General features: G+C 57.5%; 16 protein-coding genes. 5 read left to right on the top strand and 11 right to left on the bottom strand.

From position 1 onward, the window contains the following. Window positions 1-73 precede the first annotated feature (73 nt). Complete coding sequence (locus tag HFD97_RS08595; protein ID WP_167431798.1) at window positions 74-1,450, bottom strand: glycoside hydrolase family 10 protein; 1,377 nt, start codon at window positions 1,448-1,450, stop codon at window positions 74-76. 40 nt (window positions 1,451-1,490) lie between these two features. Next, on the bottom strand, window positions 1,491-2,981 hold the full coding sequence (locus tag HFD97_RS08590; protein ID WP_185155344.1) for a PLP-dependent aminotransferase family protein: 1,491 nt from the start codon (window positions 2,979-2,981) through the stop codon (window positions 1,491-1,493). Window positions 2,982-3,091: 110 nt separating this feature from the next. Between HFD97_RS08590 and gabT the strand changes: the two genes are divergently transcribed. Together gabT and gabP are read left to right on the top strand one after the other, a co-directional pair. After that, window positions 3,092-4,378 (top strand): 4-aminobutyrate--2-oxoglutarate transaminase, encoded by a 1,287-nt coding sequence (gene gabT / locus HFD97_RS08585; protein ID WP_046102773.1) that lies wholly within the window; start codon window positions 3,092-3,094, stop codon window positions 4,376-4,378. Between the two features lie 84 nt (window positions 4,379-4,462). After that, on the top strand, window positions 4,463-5,872 hold the full coding sequence (gene gabP / locus HFD97_RS08580) for a GABA permease (RefSeq protein ID WP_369750604.1): 1,410 nt from the start codon (window positions 4,463-4,465) through the stop codon (window positions 5,870-5,872). Window positions 5,873-6,076: 204 nt separating this feature from the next. Here the strand turns inward: gabP and HFD97_RS08575 are convergent, their stop codons facing one another. From HFD97_RS08575 to HFD97_RS08565, 3 genes are all read right to left on the bottom strand, one after another. Continuing rightward, window positions 6,077-6,379: a type 1 fimbrial protein gene (locus HFD97_RS08575; protein WP_150029166.1), complete on the bottom strand. Its 303-nt coding sequence runs from the start codon at window positions 6,377-6,379 to the stop codon at window positions 6,077-6,079. Window positions 6,380-6,746: 367 nt separating this feature from the next. Beyond that, complete coding sequence (locus HFD97_RS08570; protein ID WP_140029334.1) at window positions 6,747-7,166, bottom strand: VOC family protein; 420 nt, start codon at window positions 7,164-7,166, stop codon at window positions 6,747-6,749. Between the two features lie 33 nt (window positions 7,167-7,199). After that, a complete protein-coding gene (locus tag HFD97_RS08565; protein WP_167431797.1) occupies window positions 7,200-8,084 on the bottom strand; it encodes a LysR family transcriptional regulator in 885 nt (294 codons plus the stop codon). A gap of 144 nt (window positions 8,085-8,228) precedes the next feature. Between HFD97_RS08565 and HFD97_RS08560 the strand changes: the two genes are divergently transcribed. Further along, the gene (locus tag HFD97_RS08560; protein ID WP_167431796.1) at window positions 8,229-9,080 is read left to right on the top strand and encodes a Vmh family MBL fold metallo-hydrolase; all 852 of its coding nucleotides are present in this window, start codon (window positions 8,229-8,231) and stop codon (window positions 9,078-9,080) included. Between the two features lie 52 nt (window positions 9,081-9,132). On the opposite strand, the gene HFD97_RS08555 is transcribed toward HFD97_RS08560, so the two are convergent. The 4 genes from HFD97_RS08555 to HFD97_RS08540 all read right to left on the bottom strand — a co-directional run bounded on the left by HFD97_RS08555 (window position 9,133) and on the right by HFD97_RS08540 (window position 11,443). After that, window positions 9,133-9,804, bottom strand: coding sequence for a hypothetical protein (locus HFD97_RS08555; protein WP_167431795.1), 672 nt, complete (start codon window positions 9,802-9,804; stop codon window positions 9,133-9,135). Between the two features lie 201 nt (window positions 9,805-10,005). Further along, window positions 10,006-10,320: a DNA-binding transcriptional regulator gene (locus HFD97_RS08550; protein ID WP_046102778.1), complete on the bottom strand. Its 315-nt coding sequence runs from the start codon at window positions 10,318-10,320 to the stop codon at window positions 10,006-10,008. Continuing rightward, window positions 10,313-10,483, bottom strand: coding sequence for a hypothetical protein (locus HFD97_RS08545; protein WP_167431544.1), 171 nt, complete (start codon window positions 10,481-10,483; stop codon window positions 10,313-10,315). The genes HFD97_RS08550 and HFD97_RS08545 overlap by 8 nt, the downstream gene beginning before the upstream one ends. Before the next feature lie 51 nt (window positions 10,484-10,534). Continuing rightward, complete coding sequence (locus HFD97_RS08540; RefSeq protein WP_167431794.1) at window positions 10,535-11,443, bottom strand: LysR family transcriptional regulator; 909 nt, start codon at window positions 11,441-11,443, stop codon at window positions 10,535-10,537. Window positions 11,444-11,545: 102 nt separating this feature from the next. Between HFD97_RS08540 and HFD97_RS08535 the strand changes: the two genes are divergently transcribed. After that, complete coding sequence (locus tag HFD97_RS08535; RefSeq protein ID WP_167431793.1) at window positions 11,546-12,598, top strand: SDR family oxidoreductase; 1,053 nt, start codon at window positions 11,546-11,548, stop codon at window positions 12,596-12,598. A 60-nt stretch (window positions 12,599-12,658) separates the two neighbouring features. Here the strand turns inward: HFD97_RS08535 and rluF are convergent, their stop codons facing one another. Both rluF and HFD97_RS08525 read right to left on the bottom strand, forming a co-directional pair. Continuing rightward, complete coding sequence (gene rluF, locus HFD97_RS08530; protein ID WP_140923264.1) at window positions 12,659-13,537, bottom strand: 23S rRNA pseudouridine(2604) synthase RluF; 879 nt, start codon at window positions 13,535-13,537, stop codon at window positions 12,659-12,661. A 93-nt stretch (window positions 13,538-13,630) separates the two neighbouring features. Then, entirely contained in the window at window positions 13,631-14,101 is a 471-nt protein-coding gene (locus HFD97_RS08525; RefSeq protein ID WP_167431792.1) for a GNAT family N-acetyltransferase, read from the bottom strand. A gap of 268 nt (window positions 14,102-14,369) precedes the next feature. On the opposite strand from HFD97_RS08525, the gene sfnG reads away from it, so the two are divergent. Next, window positions 14,370-15,458 carry a dimethylsulfone monooxygenase SfnG gene (gene sfnG, locus HFD97_RS08520; protein WP_009092813.1) on the top strand — a complete coding sequence of 363 codons (1,089 nt, stop codon included), beginning with the start codon at window positions 14,370-14,372 and terminating at the stop codon, window positions 15,456-15,458. Window positions 15,459-15,512: the final 54 nt, after the last annotated feature.

The following is a 15,512-nucleotide window of genomic DNA, read 5'->3' as shown; positions in this document are numbered from 1 at the left end:
CCAGCTTCACCGGCATTCGTTTCATCGGGTATGCGTTGAGCGCAGAAGCCATAACTATGCTGCCGTGTCGATGTCAGCCGCCCCAGCGACTTTTCAGATAACTCACCGCCTGCTGAGTCTGCGGCTGATTGAGATAGTTCTCTCTGAAAAGAATGGTGCCGTCGATATGGGGCCAGGACTCATTGAGGTCGAGCTGCTTTCTCAGTTCCGGCACTCCGCCCTGCAGCGTCCAGTCAGGCTCAATCCGCGAAGGCTCGCCCACCTTGTAGAGCGCCAGACCGATGTAAAGCCGGGTTCTGGTGGGCTTCACCACCTCTGCCCACCACTTTGCCAGCACGTCATAACGGGCAGCCTGACGGGAGAACGGCCAGTAGAGCTGTGGCGCGATATAATCCAGCAGCCCCTGCTGAACCCAGCGACGGGTATCCGCATAGGCTTCATCGTAGGCCGCTGCGCCTCGGGTATCTGAACCCGCCGGATCGTGCGACAGGTTGCGCCAGACACCGGCCGGGCTGACACCAAATTCCACCTCCGGCTTCAGCTGTTTAATGGTACGGGAGACCTGCTCAATAAGCTGTTGCGTATTGTGACGCCGCCAGTCGGCTTTGCTGGCGAAGCCCTGCCCGTAACGGCTGAAGGTCTGACTGTCGTTGAGCAGGGAGCCTGCCGATTCCGCATAGAAATAGTCATCGAACTGCACACCGTCGATCGGATAGTGCGCCACCACCTCGGCCACAATACTGGTGATCCAGTCGCGTGCGTCCGGGATGCCGGGATCGAGCACGTAGCGGTCGCCTGCGGTACGAATCCAGTCACGGTGCAGCACAAACACGCTGGCCGGATGAAGAGAGAGCGTGCGGTTCAGCTCACTGGTGGTAGAGGGTTTGATGTTGACCGAAACCCGATAGGGGTTGAACCACGCGTGGACTTTCATACCGCGTTTATGTGCCTCATCCAGCATAAACTGCAGCGGATCGTAACCGGGATCTTCGCCGATTCTGCCGGTCAGCATATCGGACCAGGGCAGAATTTTAGAGGACCAGAGCGCCGTGGCATCGGGCTTCACCTGGAAAAAAACCGTGTTAATTCCCAGGCTTTTCAGTTTATCCAGCTTGTCGATAAGCGACTGCTGCTGCATCCGGATGCGCTCTGCCGGGCTGGCACCATTGACCGATGCGACGGGAGGCCAGTCAAGACGGGATACGGTAGCTAACCAGACGCCGCGCATCGGTTGCCGGGCCTGAGGCTGCACCGGCTGGCTGGCTGGCGGTAACGGCTGTTTCGTGACCGGTGGAAAAGGCGTCACCAGCGACCGCGGCGGCTCAGAGGCGCAGCTGACGAGCAACAGTGCCGCAGCCAGTGCGGCCCCGCGCCTTAACGCCATGCTGGCTGCGGCAGGAATAAGATTCAGTGCGATGATAAACTCCAGTTTTATCTGGTCGGGACGCAAAGAGAAGTATTCTCGGTGACTCTGATTAAATGTCAATGCGTTAGCGCTGGGGACTGAACACAATACCGGTCGCCGCCAGACAGGCTTTGAGGGTGCCAAAAGCATCCTGACACTGCCGTTCATTGACGCAGGCATACCCCAGCAGCAGACCTCGCGTCTCCTGAGAATGCATATAGTACTGCGATAGTGGCCGCACCTTTACGCCGCGCTTCAGCGCCTCGGCGGCAATGGCGACATCATCACTGCCTGCCGGCAGCGGCATCACCAGATGCAGACCGGCTTCATGGTTAAAAGCCGGTAAGAAGGCGGGCCCCAGATAGCGCTCGATTAGCCGACAGAGGAACTGCCGCCGCTGTCGATAAAGCAGCCGCATCCGCCGGATATGCTCCATGTAATGACCCAGCCGGATAAACTCCGCCAGCGCCCGCTGAATCAGCAGATGTCCGCCGCGATAGAGTTCCGCTGCCGCGATGCGCATCGGCTGAGCCAGCGGTTTTGGCACCACCAGATAGCCAATGCGCAGGGCGGGATAGAGCGTTTTACTGAACGTGCCCATGTAAATCACCGGCGCATCGGCTTCCAGCCCCTGCAGCGAGGGATGCGGCTGTCCGGAGAAACGAAATTCGCTGTCGTAGTCATCTTCGACAATCCAGCTCTGATGACGGCGCGCCAGTGTGAGCAACGCCTGACGACGTGCCAGGCTCAGATGCACCCCCAGCGGGTACTGATGGGAAGGTGTGACAAACACCATTTTGGGTGGCGGCCCGCTGTCGGGCACCAGGCCCTGCTCATCCACCGGCATGGCCCGGATTTTCAGGCCATTCATCCGCAGCAGATTGCGTGTCCCCCAGTAGCCCGGCTCCTCCATCCAGACCCGATCGCCTGGGTCGCACAATACCCGCGTGACCAGATCGACCGCCTGGTGAACGCCCTCAGTGATCAGAATCTGATCGGCATCGGCCTGCACGGAACGCGCCACCCGCAGATAATCGACCAGCGCATGACGCAGATCGGGGCAGCCGCCGCCGCTGCTGTAAACCAGCCGATGGACGTCAGGCTCCCGGTTCAGGCGCGCCTGAATCTGACTGAACAGCTTATGGGGAAATTCGGTCACGTCGGGCGCGCCAGGCACAAATGCTCCCCACTGATAAGGGGACGCGGTGGCGTGCCCCAGCAGTGTGGCACCTCGCTTCGACAGGGTGGCCGGTCGCTGCGCCTTCACGACGGCCAGGTCGGCAATCGCATCACTCTGCAGCGAACTCTCCGGCAGCGTCTCGGCAATCCACGTGCCGCTGCCGGTGCGCGCGGTCACGTAGCCCTGCGCCATCAGACTTTCATAGACATGCATGACCGTGTTTCGCGACACGCCGAGTTCACGCGCCAGATCGCGGGTGGGCGGCAAACGACTGCCGCGCGGAAAGACCGCTTCCGTGATCGCGGCCTGCATACAGTTGAGCAGTCGCTGATGCAGGGAACCGGTTTTCATAAACTGTAACCGTGCTAATAGATGATCGGCGTACAAGAGTCGCAATTGGCTCCATCCTTCCTCTGATAATTGGCTCTGGCAACTCACCACGCCTCAGGCATAAATAAACGTGTTTGTCGGGAATTGTAAACACGCATATCAATGAGGTGGATCAAATGAGCGAAAAAAATAACCTGATGCAGGAACGTAAAGCACAGGCTCTGCCTAAGGGCATCGGTACGCTGTGCGACTGGTATGTTGCCCGGGCAGAAAACGCCACCTTATGGGATCAGGCTGGTAACAGCTGGATCGACTTCGCAGGCGGCATCGCCGTGCTGAACACCGGTCATCGCCATCCACGCATCGAGCAGGCGGTGGCCGAACAGTTAACAAAGTTTACCCATACGGCGTTCCAGATCACCCCTTACGAAAGCTATATCGCACTGGCTGAACGCATCAATCAGCGGGTGCCGGTTGCCGGTGCAGCGAAAACCGCCTTCTTTACCACCGGTGCCGAAGCGGTAGAAAACGCGGTTAAAGTGGCGCGTGCCTATACCCGTCGTCACGGCATCATCACCTTTGGCAACGCGTTTCATGGCCGCACCTTTATGACCATGGCCATGACCGGCAAAGTCGCCCCCTACAAGCGCGACTTCGGCCCGATGCCCCCTTCCGTTTTCCACGCCCGCTACCCCAGCGCGGTGCAGGGGATCAGCGTTGAGGCGGCACTGACCAGCCTGGATGAGATTTTCACACAGGACATTGCGCCCCATGATGTTGCGGCAATCGTACTGGAACCGGTGCAGGGTGAAGGCGGATTCCATGCGGCACCGGCAGAATTTATGGTGCAGCTGCGTGAACTGGCTGACCGTCACGGCATCCTGCTGATTGCGGATGAAGTACAGAGCGGATTTGCCCGCACTGGCAGGCTGTTTGCCATGGAACACTATCCGGTGAAAGCCGACATCATCACCATGGCGAAAAGCTTGGCGGGCGGGATGCCCCTCTCCGCCGTGGCCGGTCGCGCTGAGGTGATGGACGCGCCTGCCCCTGGCGGACTGGGCGGTACCTATGCCGGAAATCCGTTAGCCATCGCGGCGGCTCACGCGGTGCTGGATGTGATCGAGGAGGAGCAGCTCTGTCAGCGCGCCGTGGATCTCGGTGGCCGGCTTGTCGCTGAACTGGAGGCGCAGCAGCGCAAACACCCTGATATCGCCGAAGTGCGGGCGCTGGGTTCGATGGTGGCGATGGAGTTCTATCAGGCCAGCACCGCGCAGGCCGTTCAGAAGATGGCGATGGAACAGGGCCTGCTGCTGCTGACCTGCGGCGCGAAAGGCAACGTTATCCGCTTCCTCTACCCGCTTACCATTCCGGATGCCCAGTTCAGCCAGGCGCTGACCCTTCTCTCCACGGTGATCGATCGCTGTGTTGCCCCTGCCGGACACCCTGTCGTCCCGGCATGATTTTACTGGCTCGTTAATCACAAGCCCCTTTCCTGTTCGTCCGGCCAGCATGGCCGGGCGTCCCCCGGAGACGTTGACATGACGATGACTCAGAGTGCGAATGAAGATTCGCTGGCTCAGAACCTGAAACCGCGCCACGTGCGCATGCTCTCGATTGCCGGCGTAATTGGCGCCGGGCTGTTTGTTGGCTCCGGCCATGCTATTTCTGAAGCGGGCCCCGCCGTGCTGATCTCCTATGCAGCCGCCGGGTTGCTGGTTGTGCTGATCATGCGGATGCTGGCGGAGATGGCGGTGGCCTCACCCGATTCCGGGTCATTCTCCACCTATGCGGAGAAAGCGCTGGGACGCTGGGCCGGGTTTACCATCGGCTGGCTCTACTGGTGGTTCTGGGTGCTGGTGATCCCGCTGGAAGCCAATGCGGCAGGCACGATCCTGCACGCCTGGTTCCCTGATGTGGCCATCTGGCAGTTCACCTTCGCCATCACGCTCTTACTGACCATTACCAACCTGCTGAGCGTGAAAAATTACGGTGAGTTTGAATTCTGGTTTGCCCTGATCAAGGTCGTGGCGATCATCCTGTTCCTGGCCGTCGCAGGTGCCGCCGTGTTTGGTCTGCTGCCTGACAGTCACACCAGCGGCCTGTCGCATCTTTATGACACCAACGGCTTCATGCCAAATGGCCTCGGCGCGGTGGTGGCGGCTATCCTGACCACGATGTTCTCTTTTATGGGCACCGAGATTGTCACTATTGCCGCCGCAGAGTCGAAAAATCCCGGCCGGCAGATTACGAAAGCGACTAACTCGGTGATCTGGCGTATCGCGCTGTTCTACCTGCTGTCGATTTTCTTCGTGGTGGCGCTGGTTCCGTGGAATACGCCAGGCCTGGTTGAACAGGGTTCCTGGCAGACCGCTCTGCAGGCGATGAGCATTCCTCATGCCCGGCTGATCGTCGATCTGGTGGTGTTGATGGCGGTGTGCAGCTGTCTGAATTCGGCGCTCTACACCTCCTCGCGCATGCTCTACTCGCTATCACGCCGCAAGGATGCGCCCGCTGCGGCCTCACGCACCAATCGCAGCGGCACACCCTGGGTTGCGGTGCTGCTCTCGACTGCGGCAGCGTTTCTGGCGGTGATCGCCAACTACCTGGCGCCCAGCGCGGTCTTCGAATTTTTACTCGCCACCTCGGGTGCCATTGCGCTGCTGGTCTACCTGGTGATTGCCGCATCCCATCTGGTGCTGCGCAAAAAACGCGAGCAGGCGGGTGAAGTCCTGACTTACCGCATGTGGCTGTTTCCCGGTCTGACCTGGGTCACGATTCTGTTTATCGTCACGGTGCTGGTGATCATGCTGTTTGATCCTAAACACCAGACAGAATTAGTGGCGACGGGCGGTTTAACGCTGGTTATTATTGCGACCAGCCTGCTGCTGCGCCGTAAAAAGGCAGAACAGAAAAGCACGCGCTATTTTGTGCAGCGCTCCTCTGACCCGTCATAATTAACTGAAGCGCATTAACAGTGAAAAAGCCCACCTTTTATAAGGTGGGCTTTTTTTTGCATCTGGTTCCCTGGTGCTGACAAAAAGGGTCTGGCGATATAAGGTTTTCTCTGATACCCACTTTTTCGCTGTGGGTTTGGTAACGTTACTTTTATTCCTGTTTCGCCCCGGGCGCAATCAATTTTCGTCAGAATGGCAAAAAAATTAAAGATAAGTGAGGGACAGAATCCCTCTGGTTTTTTCGGCGTTTAACCAGTGCATCTTCACTTCTGCAGGTAACCTGTTCAGAGAGTGGAGATTTCGGAGATCAGCCGTCGTCAGCGTAGTCTTTCCCCTGCCAGAATCATAACAACTGAACACGACCTGATTCTTTCCGGTGTTCATATCACATGAATCATTCGTCACCATGCCGCGAAAGGTAATCGTGCCTGAATCCGAACCAGCACTTGCTGCCCCGGCGATTGTCATTAAGAGCGTGGTAAAGCCAGCGAGTAAAAATGATTTCATCCTGCATCCTCCTGAATGTGTGTCAGGAGTTATCGGCGCAGATCGCAAAAGATTAAGCACTGAAAAGAGAATTAAATGTAAATCTTCGCCAGCCGGACTTTTCATCGCCCTCGTTTTTTTAACATCGATAGTAAAAAAAGAATTTTTGGCGTTAACGGTATAATTAACATCAACACAGAATAGCAGGAGTTAAACGCAAAGACGGATTAGTGGAAAGGTTAAATAAGCTGAGGCATTTTCTGCAGTGACAGAAATGTGCATGATGATTTTTATTCTGACTGCCTGTTCAAAATAAATATCACTCAGGCGTTCCGGAATGAGAGATATCCGCGCTGCCACTGCGGAATTTACCCGAAATGTTTTCAGCTCATTCCAGATACTGGCTGAACCGCAGCAGATAACCATCCGGATCCTGCAGAAGAAACTCGCGCTGACAGGCGGTTGTCCCGCCGGTGTCATACACCGTATCCCGCAGCGGGCGATAGAGCGGAATACCCTGCTTTTGCACCCGAGTCAGCACGACCTGAATATCATCCACTTCAATCTGAAAATTGATGCCCCGTCCCAGCGGCCAGTGAAGCTCTGCCGTGTTCCAGCCCTGAGGATGAAACTGCTCAATCATCAGTTGCGCCTCGCCATAGCACAGGTAAGCGAAGTCCGGCTGCTGCCGCTGTATTCTCACGCTGAATCCCAGTACCGTCGTGTAAAAATGCAGTGAGGCGGCAAAATCGGTTACGGTGAGTTCTGGCACCATACGATTCCAGTAAAGGGGTTGATTGTCACTCATTTCTTCTTCCCTGTTATCGGTTGTGAGGCTGGCTCAGGCATGACCCAAAAGGTTGCGCTGCAGTTCATTGAGTATCAGCCGCAGTGCTGCAGGCTGATGTTCCCGCGACAGGTAAAGTCCCCAGATGCCAATGCGTCCCGGCTCATAATCGGGCAGTAAGGTGACCAGTTTTCCGCTTTCCAGAGCCTGACGCGCCTCCTGCTCGGGCACCATCGCAATCCCACAGTCTGCACTGGCCGCATCACACAACAGAGAGGAGATCCCGGCGCTGAAATTTCCTTTGACCGCCACCGCCATTTTCTCTCCCTGCGGGGAGGTAAAGTGCCAGCTCTGTCCGGCGAAATGGCTGTAACAGAGGCAGTTATGGTGCGCCAGATCGTCAGGCGTTTGCGGCATCCCGTGCTGCTGCAGATAGGCCGGTGAGGCGCAGAGGACAGAGCAGCAGTCACCCAGGCGGCGGGCGATAGTGCCCGGCTCCGGCGTATCAGTGATGCGGATGGCGAGATCGATCCGTTCACCAATCAGGCTGACAGGCTGATTATTGATCTCCAGCTCGATGCGCAGGGCCGGATAGCGCGCCAGAAAGTCGGGGATCACCGGACCGACAAGGTGGACAGCCGTGAAGTGCGCGCAGGCGATGCGCAATGTCCCGGCGGGTATTCCCTGCGGGGTCTCCTGACGGATCTCCTCCGAAAGGCGTGCCAGCTGGCGGGTCTTTTCCAGAATCGCCTCGCCTGCAGGGGTGATCGTCAGACGACGTGACGAGCGATGCAGCAGACGCGTTCCGGCCCAGCTCTCCATCTCTTCCAGATAACGGCTCACCATGGGACGGGAGATCCCCAGTGCGCGTGATGCCGCACTCAGGCTTCCCAGCTCACAGATCCGGTTAAAAACGGCCGCCGCAGTCACTCTGTCCATCTGTTTTACCTGTTCGGATTATGAAACTCAGCATGTCTGATTTCGGGAATTTTAACAGATGTCAGAATGCGTAAAATAGCGCCACTGACACAAAACATGATCATTTGCGCCGCCCTGTGCGGCGATTACCCTCTGAGGATAAACATGAAAATTGCCGCTCACGCTTTAATTATGATGCTGGCTTCAGCCTCTGCCAGCGCCACGACCCTGAAACTTGAAACCTATAATCCACAGGAAAAGGGCCTGTTTGCCGTTTCATCTACGCTGGTCTCCGGCCCCACCGAAGCCATTCTGTTTGATGCGCAGTTCAGCACGGAGGATGGTGAGAAGCTGGTGGCGATGATTAAACAGAGCGGCAAAAAACTGAAAGAAATCGTGATAACCTCCGGCGATCCCGACTTCTATTTTGGCCTGGAACCGATTGTTAAAGCCTGGCCGGATGTGAAGGTGGTGGCCTCACCCGCTGTGGTGAAACATATTCAGGAGACCCATGAGGCGAAGCTGAAATACTGGGGTCCGCAGATGAAGCAGGGCGCGCCTGACGCGCTGACCGTGCCAGAGGTGACGCATGAGACACGGTTTAGCGTAGACGGTGAAGTGCTGGAGCTGCGTCATCCGGATCAGTATGCCGCTTACGTCTGGATCCCCTCCGCCAGCACCATTCTGGGTGGGACGGCCCTCTCTTCCGGCATTCATGTCTGGACAGCAGACACCCAGACCCCTGAAAGCCGTGCGGCGTGGCGTCATATACTGACAGAGATGCAGACGCTGCATCCGCAGAACGTCATCCCGGGTCACTATCTGGGTGCGCGCCCCGCCGGATCGCAGGCCGTGGATTTTACCCTCAACTACCTGAAGTCCTTTGAGCAGGCGCTGTCGCAGCACAAAACCTCAGCAGAGGTGATTAGCGCCATGACGGCCGCCTGGCCAGGACTGGCCGAGCCGGGTTCGCTGGAGCTCAGCGCGAAAGTGAACACCGGCGAGATGAAGTGGTAAACCCGCAGAGAAACGGCTGACTTTGCGGCACAACGCGGGGTGCACCAGGGCGCTATTTTTTAGCCAGATAGCGCCTGTCATCCCGCGCCTGCAATCGCGCCTCAGTGGGTGTGGGGAAGATGTAGTGAAACAGGTCGCGGTAAAAACTCAGGTGTTTCAGCAGACCTTCCTGAATCGATCGGCTGATATCTTTGATCAGAAATTCCTGCGTGGTGTTGAAGTTCGTCACGCTGAAAAAGGTTTTGTCGTAGACGTTTACCACCCCTTCCCATTTCATCACCTGCTCCTCCGGGGAGAGGCCTTCCGAGACGGTAAAGATCCCCTTGTGGGATTTCACGCCCTGTTTACTGACATAGGTGGTTAAGGCGTCGTAGCCGCGTTTGTTGCGCCAGCGGCAGAATTCGTAGGGCACGTCGTAATGGGGCAGCACAAAGTCCGGGCTGCCAAAATGTTCATCTGCAATCAGGCCATCCAGCGTCACGGTAAAATGCAGAAAGTCCTGCAGAAAATCGAACTGGCGGGTTTTGGTCAGGGTGACATTAATTGAGTAGTGACCGGCCTGCACAAACCAGTAGTTGGTAAAGCCTGTCACCAGAATAGTGAACGCCTGCCAGTCACTGACGCGTCGATCGCCCGCCAGTCCCCTGAAACGGCTGATCATCATCCGTGACTTCGGATGCTGATACGCTTTCAGCAGCGGATCGTTCATACCTTTCAGTAACATCAGGCTCACTCCATGATAGTTTGCGCTTATCCTGCCACGCTCTGATCAGAGTGAAAAGTGTCGCTGTTCTGAATGTGACCGCTGTATGGCCGTGGCGGATGGGGTCCGGCGGAACGACCGGGGAGGTTCAGGATCTTTCACCGCACAGAGCAGGCAGCTGAGAGGCGCGTCCTGATGACGCGCGATGTCCGGCTTATGAGATCACAACTGCGCGAGAGTTTTAAGTGTTTCAGGATTCTGCTGGACCATACGAATCAATAAAACTGCCTGTGCATTAGGTCTGGCTCTGCCCTGCTCCCAGTTCTGATAAGTGGTTTCACCTGTGTGAAGGTAATGAGCAAATACAGCCTGAGAGAGATTGAGTTTTTCACGGACGTCGCGCAACTCCTGCGGCGTAAGGGTAACAGGCGCGCGTTTTGTCACCTTGTGATGCTTCAGCGTGATCTTTCCCTCTTGGTGATCCTGGAGTTCCTGCATCCCCGTCATGAGTTCACTGAAAATATCGCGTTCAGACATGCCTTAGCCCTTTTTTGATCACCTGCAGTGCCGTCGCCAGCGCATCTCGCTGCGCCTTAGTGAGGTCATCGCGTTGATCTTTGTCGTAAATGGTCATCACTAAGATAATCAGGCCGGTATTTCTGAAAGCTGGAAAGTTCGATGAAGAGTGCGTCCATGTCATTCCCTATCCCCAATCAGGGGATAGTTTATCCCTGCATCGGCTAAAATTCAATCATGCCGTCCTTCCTGTCTGGTCTTCCGCCTCCAGCACTTCACTCAACCGCGCCACCAGCGCGCGTACCCGGTGAGGAATAAAACGGGCATCAGGGAAAATGGCGTAGAGATAGCGGTCGGGAAGCCGCCAGTCCGGTAATAGCCGTACCAGCCTGCCGGATGCCAGCGCCTCCGCGCCAATCAGGGTCTGCAATCCGCCAATCCCCAGCCCGGCCTCCAGAGCCTGCCTCAGGGCATCGCTGTTGTTGGCGCGAAACACGCTCTTCACCGGAACAGAGATCCTCTCTGTCGCCGAGAGCAACTGCAGCGGGGCGTCCGGGGAAACGCCGCTGAAACGGACATGGGGATGATGCGCCAGCTCAGCCGGAGTCTGGAGTGTACCGTGACGGGCGATCCAATCAGGGGACGCCACCAGCACGGTTTCAACGGTGGTCAGTACCCGGGCCGCCAGCGTGGTTGGCGGCAACTCACTCAGACGAATCGCCAGGTCAACGCCCTCCGCAATCAGGTCTGACAGACGATCTTCCAGCGCAAGGGTTAACTGCAGGGCCGGATGCGCCTGCTGGAAGGCAATCAGAGACGGCATCAACCGCTGGCCGATGCCGCTCGGTAACTGGATGTGCATCCTCCCGCTCAGCGGTTGCGAGTCGGGCCGCAGTTGCTGCTCCAGCTCCTCCATCGCATTGAGCAGGTGTCTGACCTGCTGCAGATAACGCTGCCCCTGCTCCGTCAGCGCCATGCTGCGGGTGGTGCGGTGCAGCAGCACAACGCCCAGCGCCTCCTCAAGGGCTGCAATCTGCTGACTTACGGCCGATTGTTTCATGCCGTTCTGCCGTGCCGCTGCCGAGAAGGAGCCCGCTTCCGCCACCCGGATGAAGGTCTGAATGGCATTCAGTTTGTTCTGCATTTAATGATTTTCCTGATAAGTGATATCCGGCTGGTGGGATTTAATCAGAATCTTTGGCAGGTGAGAATGCGTTCCGTTACTCAATAAGAGGGGAAGGTAAGCATGACGCAGAAAAACAGGGTGGCATTAGTGGCAGGCGCCAGCGGGATTGTCGGGCAGCAACTCTGCCAGGCGCTGGCTGACAATCACTGGCAGGTCAGGGCGCTGACCCACCGCGCTGCCGCTGCCGGGAGCGGGATTGAAACCTTCCGGGTCGATTTGCGGGATCCGGAGCAGAGTGCGCAGCAGCTCGCTTCGCTGACTGACGTCACGCATCTCTTCTACAGTGCCTGGCTCAGCGCCGCTGACTGGCAGGCGATGGTGGAGCCCAATCTGGTGATGCTGCAGAATCTGGTGCGGGTCATTGAGGCTATCGCGCCGCTTGAGCATGTCAGCCTGATGCAGGGATACAAAGTCTACGGCGCGCATCTGGGCCGGTTCAAAACCCCGGCGCGGGAAAGCGATCCTGGTGTGCCGGGTGCCGAATTTAACGCCGCACAGCTGGCCTGGCTGAGCGCACAGCAGCAGGGTAAAGCCTGGCACTGGAGCGCCCTGCGACCCGGCGTGGTGGGGAGCGAATGGCCGGGCAACAGCATGAATCTGGCCCTGAGTCTGGCGCTGTATGCTTCCCTCTGCCGGGCGGCGCAGCTGCCGTTACGCTTTCCCGGTTCGCTGGCAACCTGGCACAGCATGGTCGATTTTACCGACGCCTCACTGCTTGCCGATGCGACGCTCTGGGCCGCATGTGCGCCCGCGGCGGCCAACCAGGCCTTTAATATCAACAATGGCGACCTCTGGCGCTGGAGTGAACTGTGGCCGGTCATCGCGGCCTGGTTTGAACTGGCAATCGCGCCGCCGGTTACCCTCTCTTTCCGGCAGCTTTTTCAGGATTACCGAGGGCTCTGGCGGAAGATTGCGGAAGAGAACGCCCTGGTGCAGCCCGACATTCTGGCCCTGAGTGATGGAACGTTCGCGGATTTTGTCTTTGGCTGGGATTACGACATGTTTGGTGATGGCAGCAAGCTGCGGCGGGCGGGGTTTCACCACTATCGCGCGACGGATCAGATGTTTTGCGATCTGTCCAGTCGCTTCAGAGCGGCCCGCATCATCCCGTGAGGGGCCGGATCGAGACGCGAGGCAGAGCGCGCAGGGGCGGCGCTCTGCGAGGGCAAGGCCTCAGCGTCCTTTCTTCTTGCGACCCGGCTGGGTAAAGCGCTTGCGTGAGGCACCACCGGCATCCGCTTTTTCAGCCGGTTTCGCCGGGCCTTTCTGCGCTTTTTTTCCCGCCGCAGGTTTAGCAGGCGCTTTGGCTTTCTTAGCCGGTTTTTCTTCAGACGAAGAATTTTCCAGCAGTTTAAACAGCTCAATGAGTTCGTCGTCAGTCAGATCGCGCCACTCGCCCAGCGGTATGCCTTTGAGATTGACATTCATGATGCGGGTACGCTCAAGCTTCGTCACTTCATAGCCAAAGTGCTTACACATACGGCGGATCTGGCGATTCAGCCCCTGCACCAGCGTGATACGGAAGACAAACGGCGCTTCCTTTTTCACTTTGCACTTTTTGGTGACGGTGCCGAGCATGGGCACGCCCGCGCCCATACCGGCAATAAACTCATCGGTGATCGGTTTGTCGACGGTCACCACATACTCTTTCTCGTGGTTGTTACCGGCGCGCAGGATTTTATTGACCAGATCGCCGTGGTTGGTCAGGAAAATCAGGCCCTGAGAATCTTTATCGAGACGGCCAATCGGGAAGACGCGCTTACTATGATTAACGAAGTCGCTGATGTTATCGCGCTCGCCCTCTTCCATCGTGGTGATAATCCCCACCGGTTTATTCAGCGCGATCAGCACCAGATCCTCTTCATCACGCGGCTCGATCAGCTGACCATTCACCTTCACCACATCGCCTGCAAATACCTGCGCGCCCACAGTGGCGCGTTTGCCGTTAATGAAAACGTTGCCCTGCTCGATGTATCGATCGGCGTCGCGGCGGGAGCAGATACCGCTCTCGCTGATGTATTTATTGAGACGAGTTGATGAGTCAGTCAGCATGGTTCCTCCAAAAAACGCGGACTATACCTTACCGGCGTGAGCTTGCGAAGTCTTTGCGCGGGAAACTTGTGGCACGCCCCGCGCAGCAGAACGTCAGAGCGTAATCGCCATCTCCACACAGCGTAACGCACAGCCCGCCAGCTTCGAAGGATAGAGACTTTCGCCCAGAACCCGGAAGCCATGCTGCTGATAAAAGCCGGCAGCATTGGGCGTCGAAGCCAGCGTCAGACGGTGATAGCCACGCTGTAGCGCCTCCGCTTTGATTCTGTCGATAATCCGGCCCGCCAGGCCCTGTCCGGTAAATTCAGGCAGCGTAAAAATCGCCTCCACGCTGGCCGCGCTGAGATCCAGCAATCCGGTCGCAACCGGCTCGCCGGCCGGGCCATCAATCACGAAAAAGGGGTTCTCGCGGATCATCGCCGGAAAGCTGGCGGGCATCCGGTCTGGCGTCCAGGCGGTCAGCACCTCTGGCGGATAGGCATGCTGGCAGCCGTGGCGGATCGCCCGATTTCTGATCTCCCATAAACGATGCGCCTCTTCAGGCGAGGCTTCTCTGACTATCATACTGCCCTCCTTTTGCTGAATACCCGGTTCGCTATCACACCACGTTGTGGCGCACTCGGCTACCTGCAAAACAGGGCTGTTGCATTGGCAAACCGGCTGTTTTCATCCTGCTGCATCTGCAACAGCACCGGCGGCGTCAATCCGGATTCACTGTTGTTAAAACAGCGGCTTACTGACTGGCATGGTTACTGCTTAGCCTTTCCTTTTATATCTGAAAGTTTGGATAAATTTACGTTACCAGTGATTCAGCTATATCAGGAGAGCAACGATGTCAGAAACTCAACCCCTGCAGTTCGCCTACTGGGTGCCGAATGTCTCAGGCGGACTGGTGATCAGTCAGATAGAGCAGCGTACCCGCTGGGATGCCGGATATAACCGGAAACTGGCGCAGATTGCCGAAGAGGCGGGCTTTGACTACGCGCTGACGCAGATCCGTTTTACCGCCGGTTACGGCGCGGACAATCAGCATGAGTCGGTCACCTTTTCTCAGGATCTGCTCAGCCAGACGTCGCGATTGAAAGTAATTGCGGCTCTGCTGCCCGGCCCGTGGAATCCGGTGCTCGCGGCGAAGCAGATCGCCACCATCAGTCATCTCTATGGGCCGCGCATCGCCGTGAATATTGTCAGCGGCTGGTTCCGGGGCGAATTTAAGGCGATCGGCGAACCCTGGCTCGATCATGAAGAGCGTTACCTGCGCTCGGAAGAGTTTATCCGCTGCCTGCGCGGCATCTGGCGCGAAGAGAGCTTTACCTTTGCCGGGGATTTTTATCGCTTTCGCGACTACGCCATGAAACCGAAACCGCTGTCACCGCTGCCGGAAATTTTTCAGGGCGGCAGTTCACGGGCGGCGCGGGATATGGCCGCCCGGGTGTCAGACTGGTACTTCACCAACGGCAATACCCCGGAGGGGGTGCGTCAGCAGGTGGCCGACATCAGGGCGAAAGCCAGCGTCAACCAGCACAAGGTGCGGATCGGCCTGAACGGTTTTGTGATTGCCCGTGACAGTGAGCAGGAGGCGCAGGCGGTGCTGCAGGAGATCATCCGCAAAGCTAACCCGGATGCGGTCAAAGGCTTTCAGCATGAGGTCAGAAATGCGGGCAGCGCATCACCGGAGGGCGAGGGAAACTGGGCGAAATCGTCGTTTGAGGATCTGGTGCAGTATAACGATGGCTTTAAAACCAACCTGATCGGTACACCGCAGCAGATTGCCGAACGGATTATCGCGCTGAAGCGGGCCGGTGTGGATCTGCTGCTGCTGGCGTTTCTGCACTTTCATGAAGAAGTCGAATTCTTCGGACGTGAGGTCATACCCCGGGTGCGTGAGCTGGAGGCGCAGGAAGCGCTGGTCCGCGCATAGCTGCCGCTTTCTTTGCTGGCTGTGCTGCAGGTTATCTGCCGCTCCGCGCTGGCG

It is taken from the genome of Pantoea sp. EKM103V (assembly GCF_011800365.1).
GTDB classification, from domain to species: Bacteria; Pseudomonadota; Gammaproteobacteria; order Enterobacterales; family Enterobacteriaceae; genus Pantoea; species Pantoea anthophila.
The sequence above is the reverse complement of the archived record's forward strand: the minus strand, read 5'-3'. Positions and strand labels throughout refer to the sequence as shown.

Bases quoted from the DNA above. Each gene is read 5' to 3' on its own strand.
- HFD97_RS08540 (WP_167431794.1), bottom strand. From the start codon at position 11,443: ATGCAGAACAAACTGAATGCCATTCAGACCTTCATCCGGGTGGCGGAA.
- HFD97_RS08575 (WP_150029166.1), bottom strand. From the start codon at position 6,379: ATGAAATCATTTTTACTCGCTGGCTTTACCACGCTCTTAATGACAATC.
- rluF (WP_140923264.1), bottom strand. From the start codon at position 13,537: ATGCTGACTGACTCATCAACTCGTCTCAATAAATACATCAGCGAGAGC.
- HFD97_RS08565 (WP_167431797.1), bottom strand. From the start codon at position 8,084: ATGGACAGAGTGACTGCGGCGGCCGTTTTTAACCGGATCTGTGAGCTG.
- sfnG (WP_009092813.1), top strand. From the start codon at position 14,370: ATGTCAGAAACTCAACCCCTGCAGTTCGCCTACTGGGTGCCGAATGTC.
- HFD97_RS08545 (WP_167431544.1), bottom strand. From the start codon at position 10,483: ATGACATGGACGCACTCTTCATCGAACTTTCCAGCTTTCAGAAATACC.
- HFD97_RS08525 (WP_167431792.1), bottom strand. From the start codon at position 14,101: ATGATAGTCAGAGAAGCCTCGCCTGAAGAGGCGCATCGTTTATGGGAG.
- HFD97_RS08560 (WP_167431796.1), top strand. From the start codon at position 8,229: ATGAAAATTGCCGCTCACGCTTTAATTATGATGCTGGCTTCAGCCTCT.
- gabP (WP_369750604.1), top strand. From the start codon at position 4,463: ATGACTCAGAGTGCGAATGAAGATTCGCTGGCTCAGAACCTGAAACCG.
- HFD97_RS08555 (WP_167431795.1), bottom strand. From the start codon at position 9,804: ATGTTACTGAAAGGTATGAACGATCCGCTGCTGAAAGCGTATCAGCAT.
- gabT (WP_046102773.1), top strand. From the start codon at position 3,092: ATGAGCGAAAAAAATAACCTGATGCAGGAACGTAAAGCACAGGCTCTG.
- HFD97_RS08550 (WP_046102778.1), bottom strand. From the start codon at position 10,320: ATGTCTGAACGCGATATTTTCAGTGAACTCATGACGGGGATGCAGGAA.
- HFD97_RS08535 (WP_167431793.1), top strand. From the start codon at position 11,546: ATGACGCAGAAAAACAGGGTGGCATTAGTGGCAGGCGCCAGCGGGATT.
- HFD97_RS08570 (WP_140029334.1), bottom strand. From the start codon at position 7,166: ATGAGTGACAATCAACCCCTTTACTGGAATCGTATGGTGCCAGAACTC.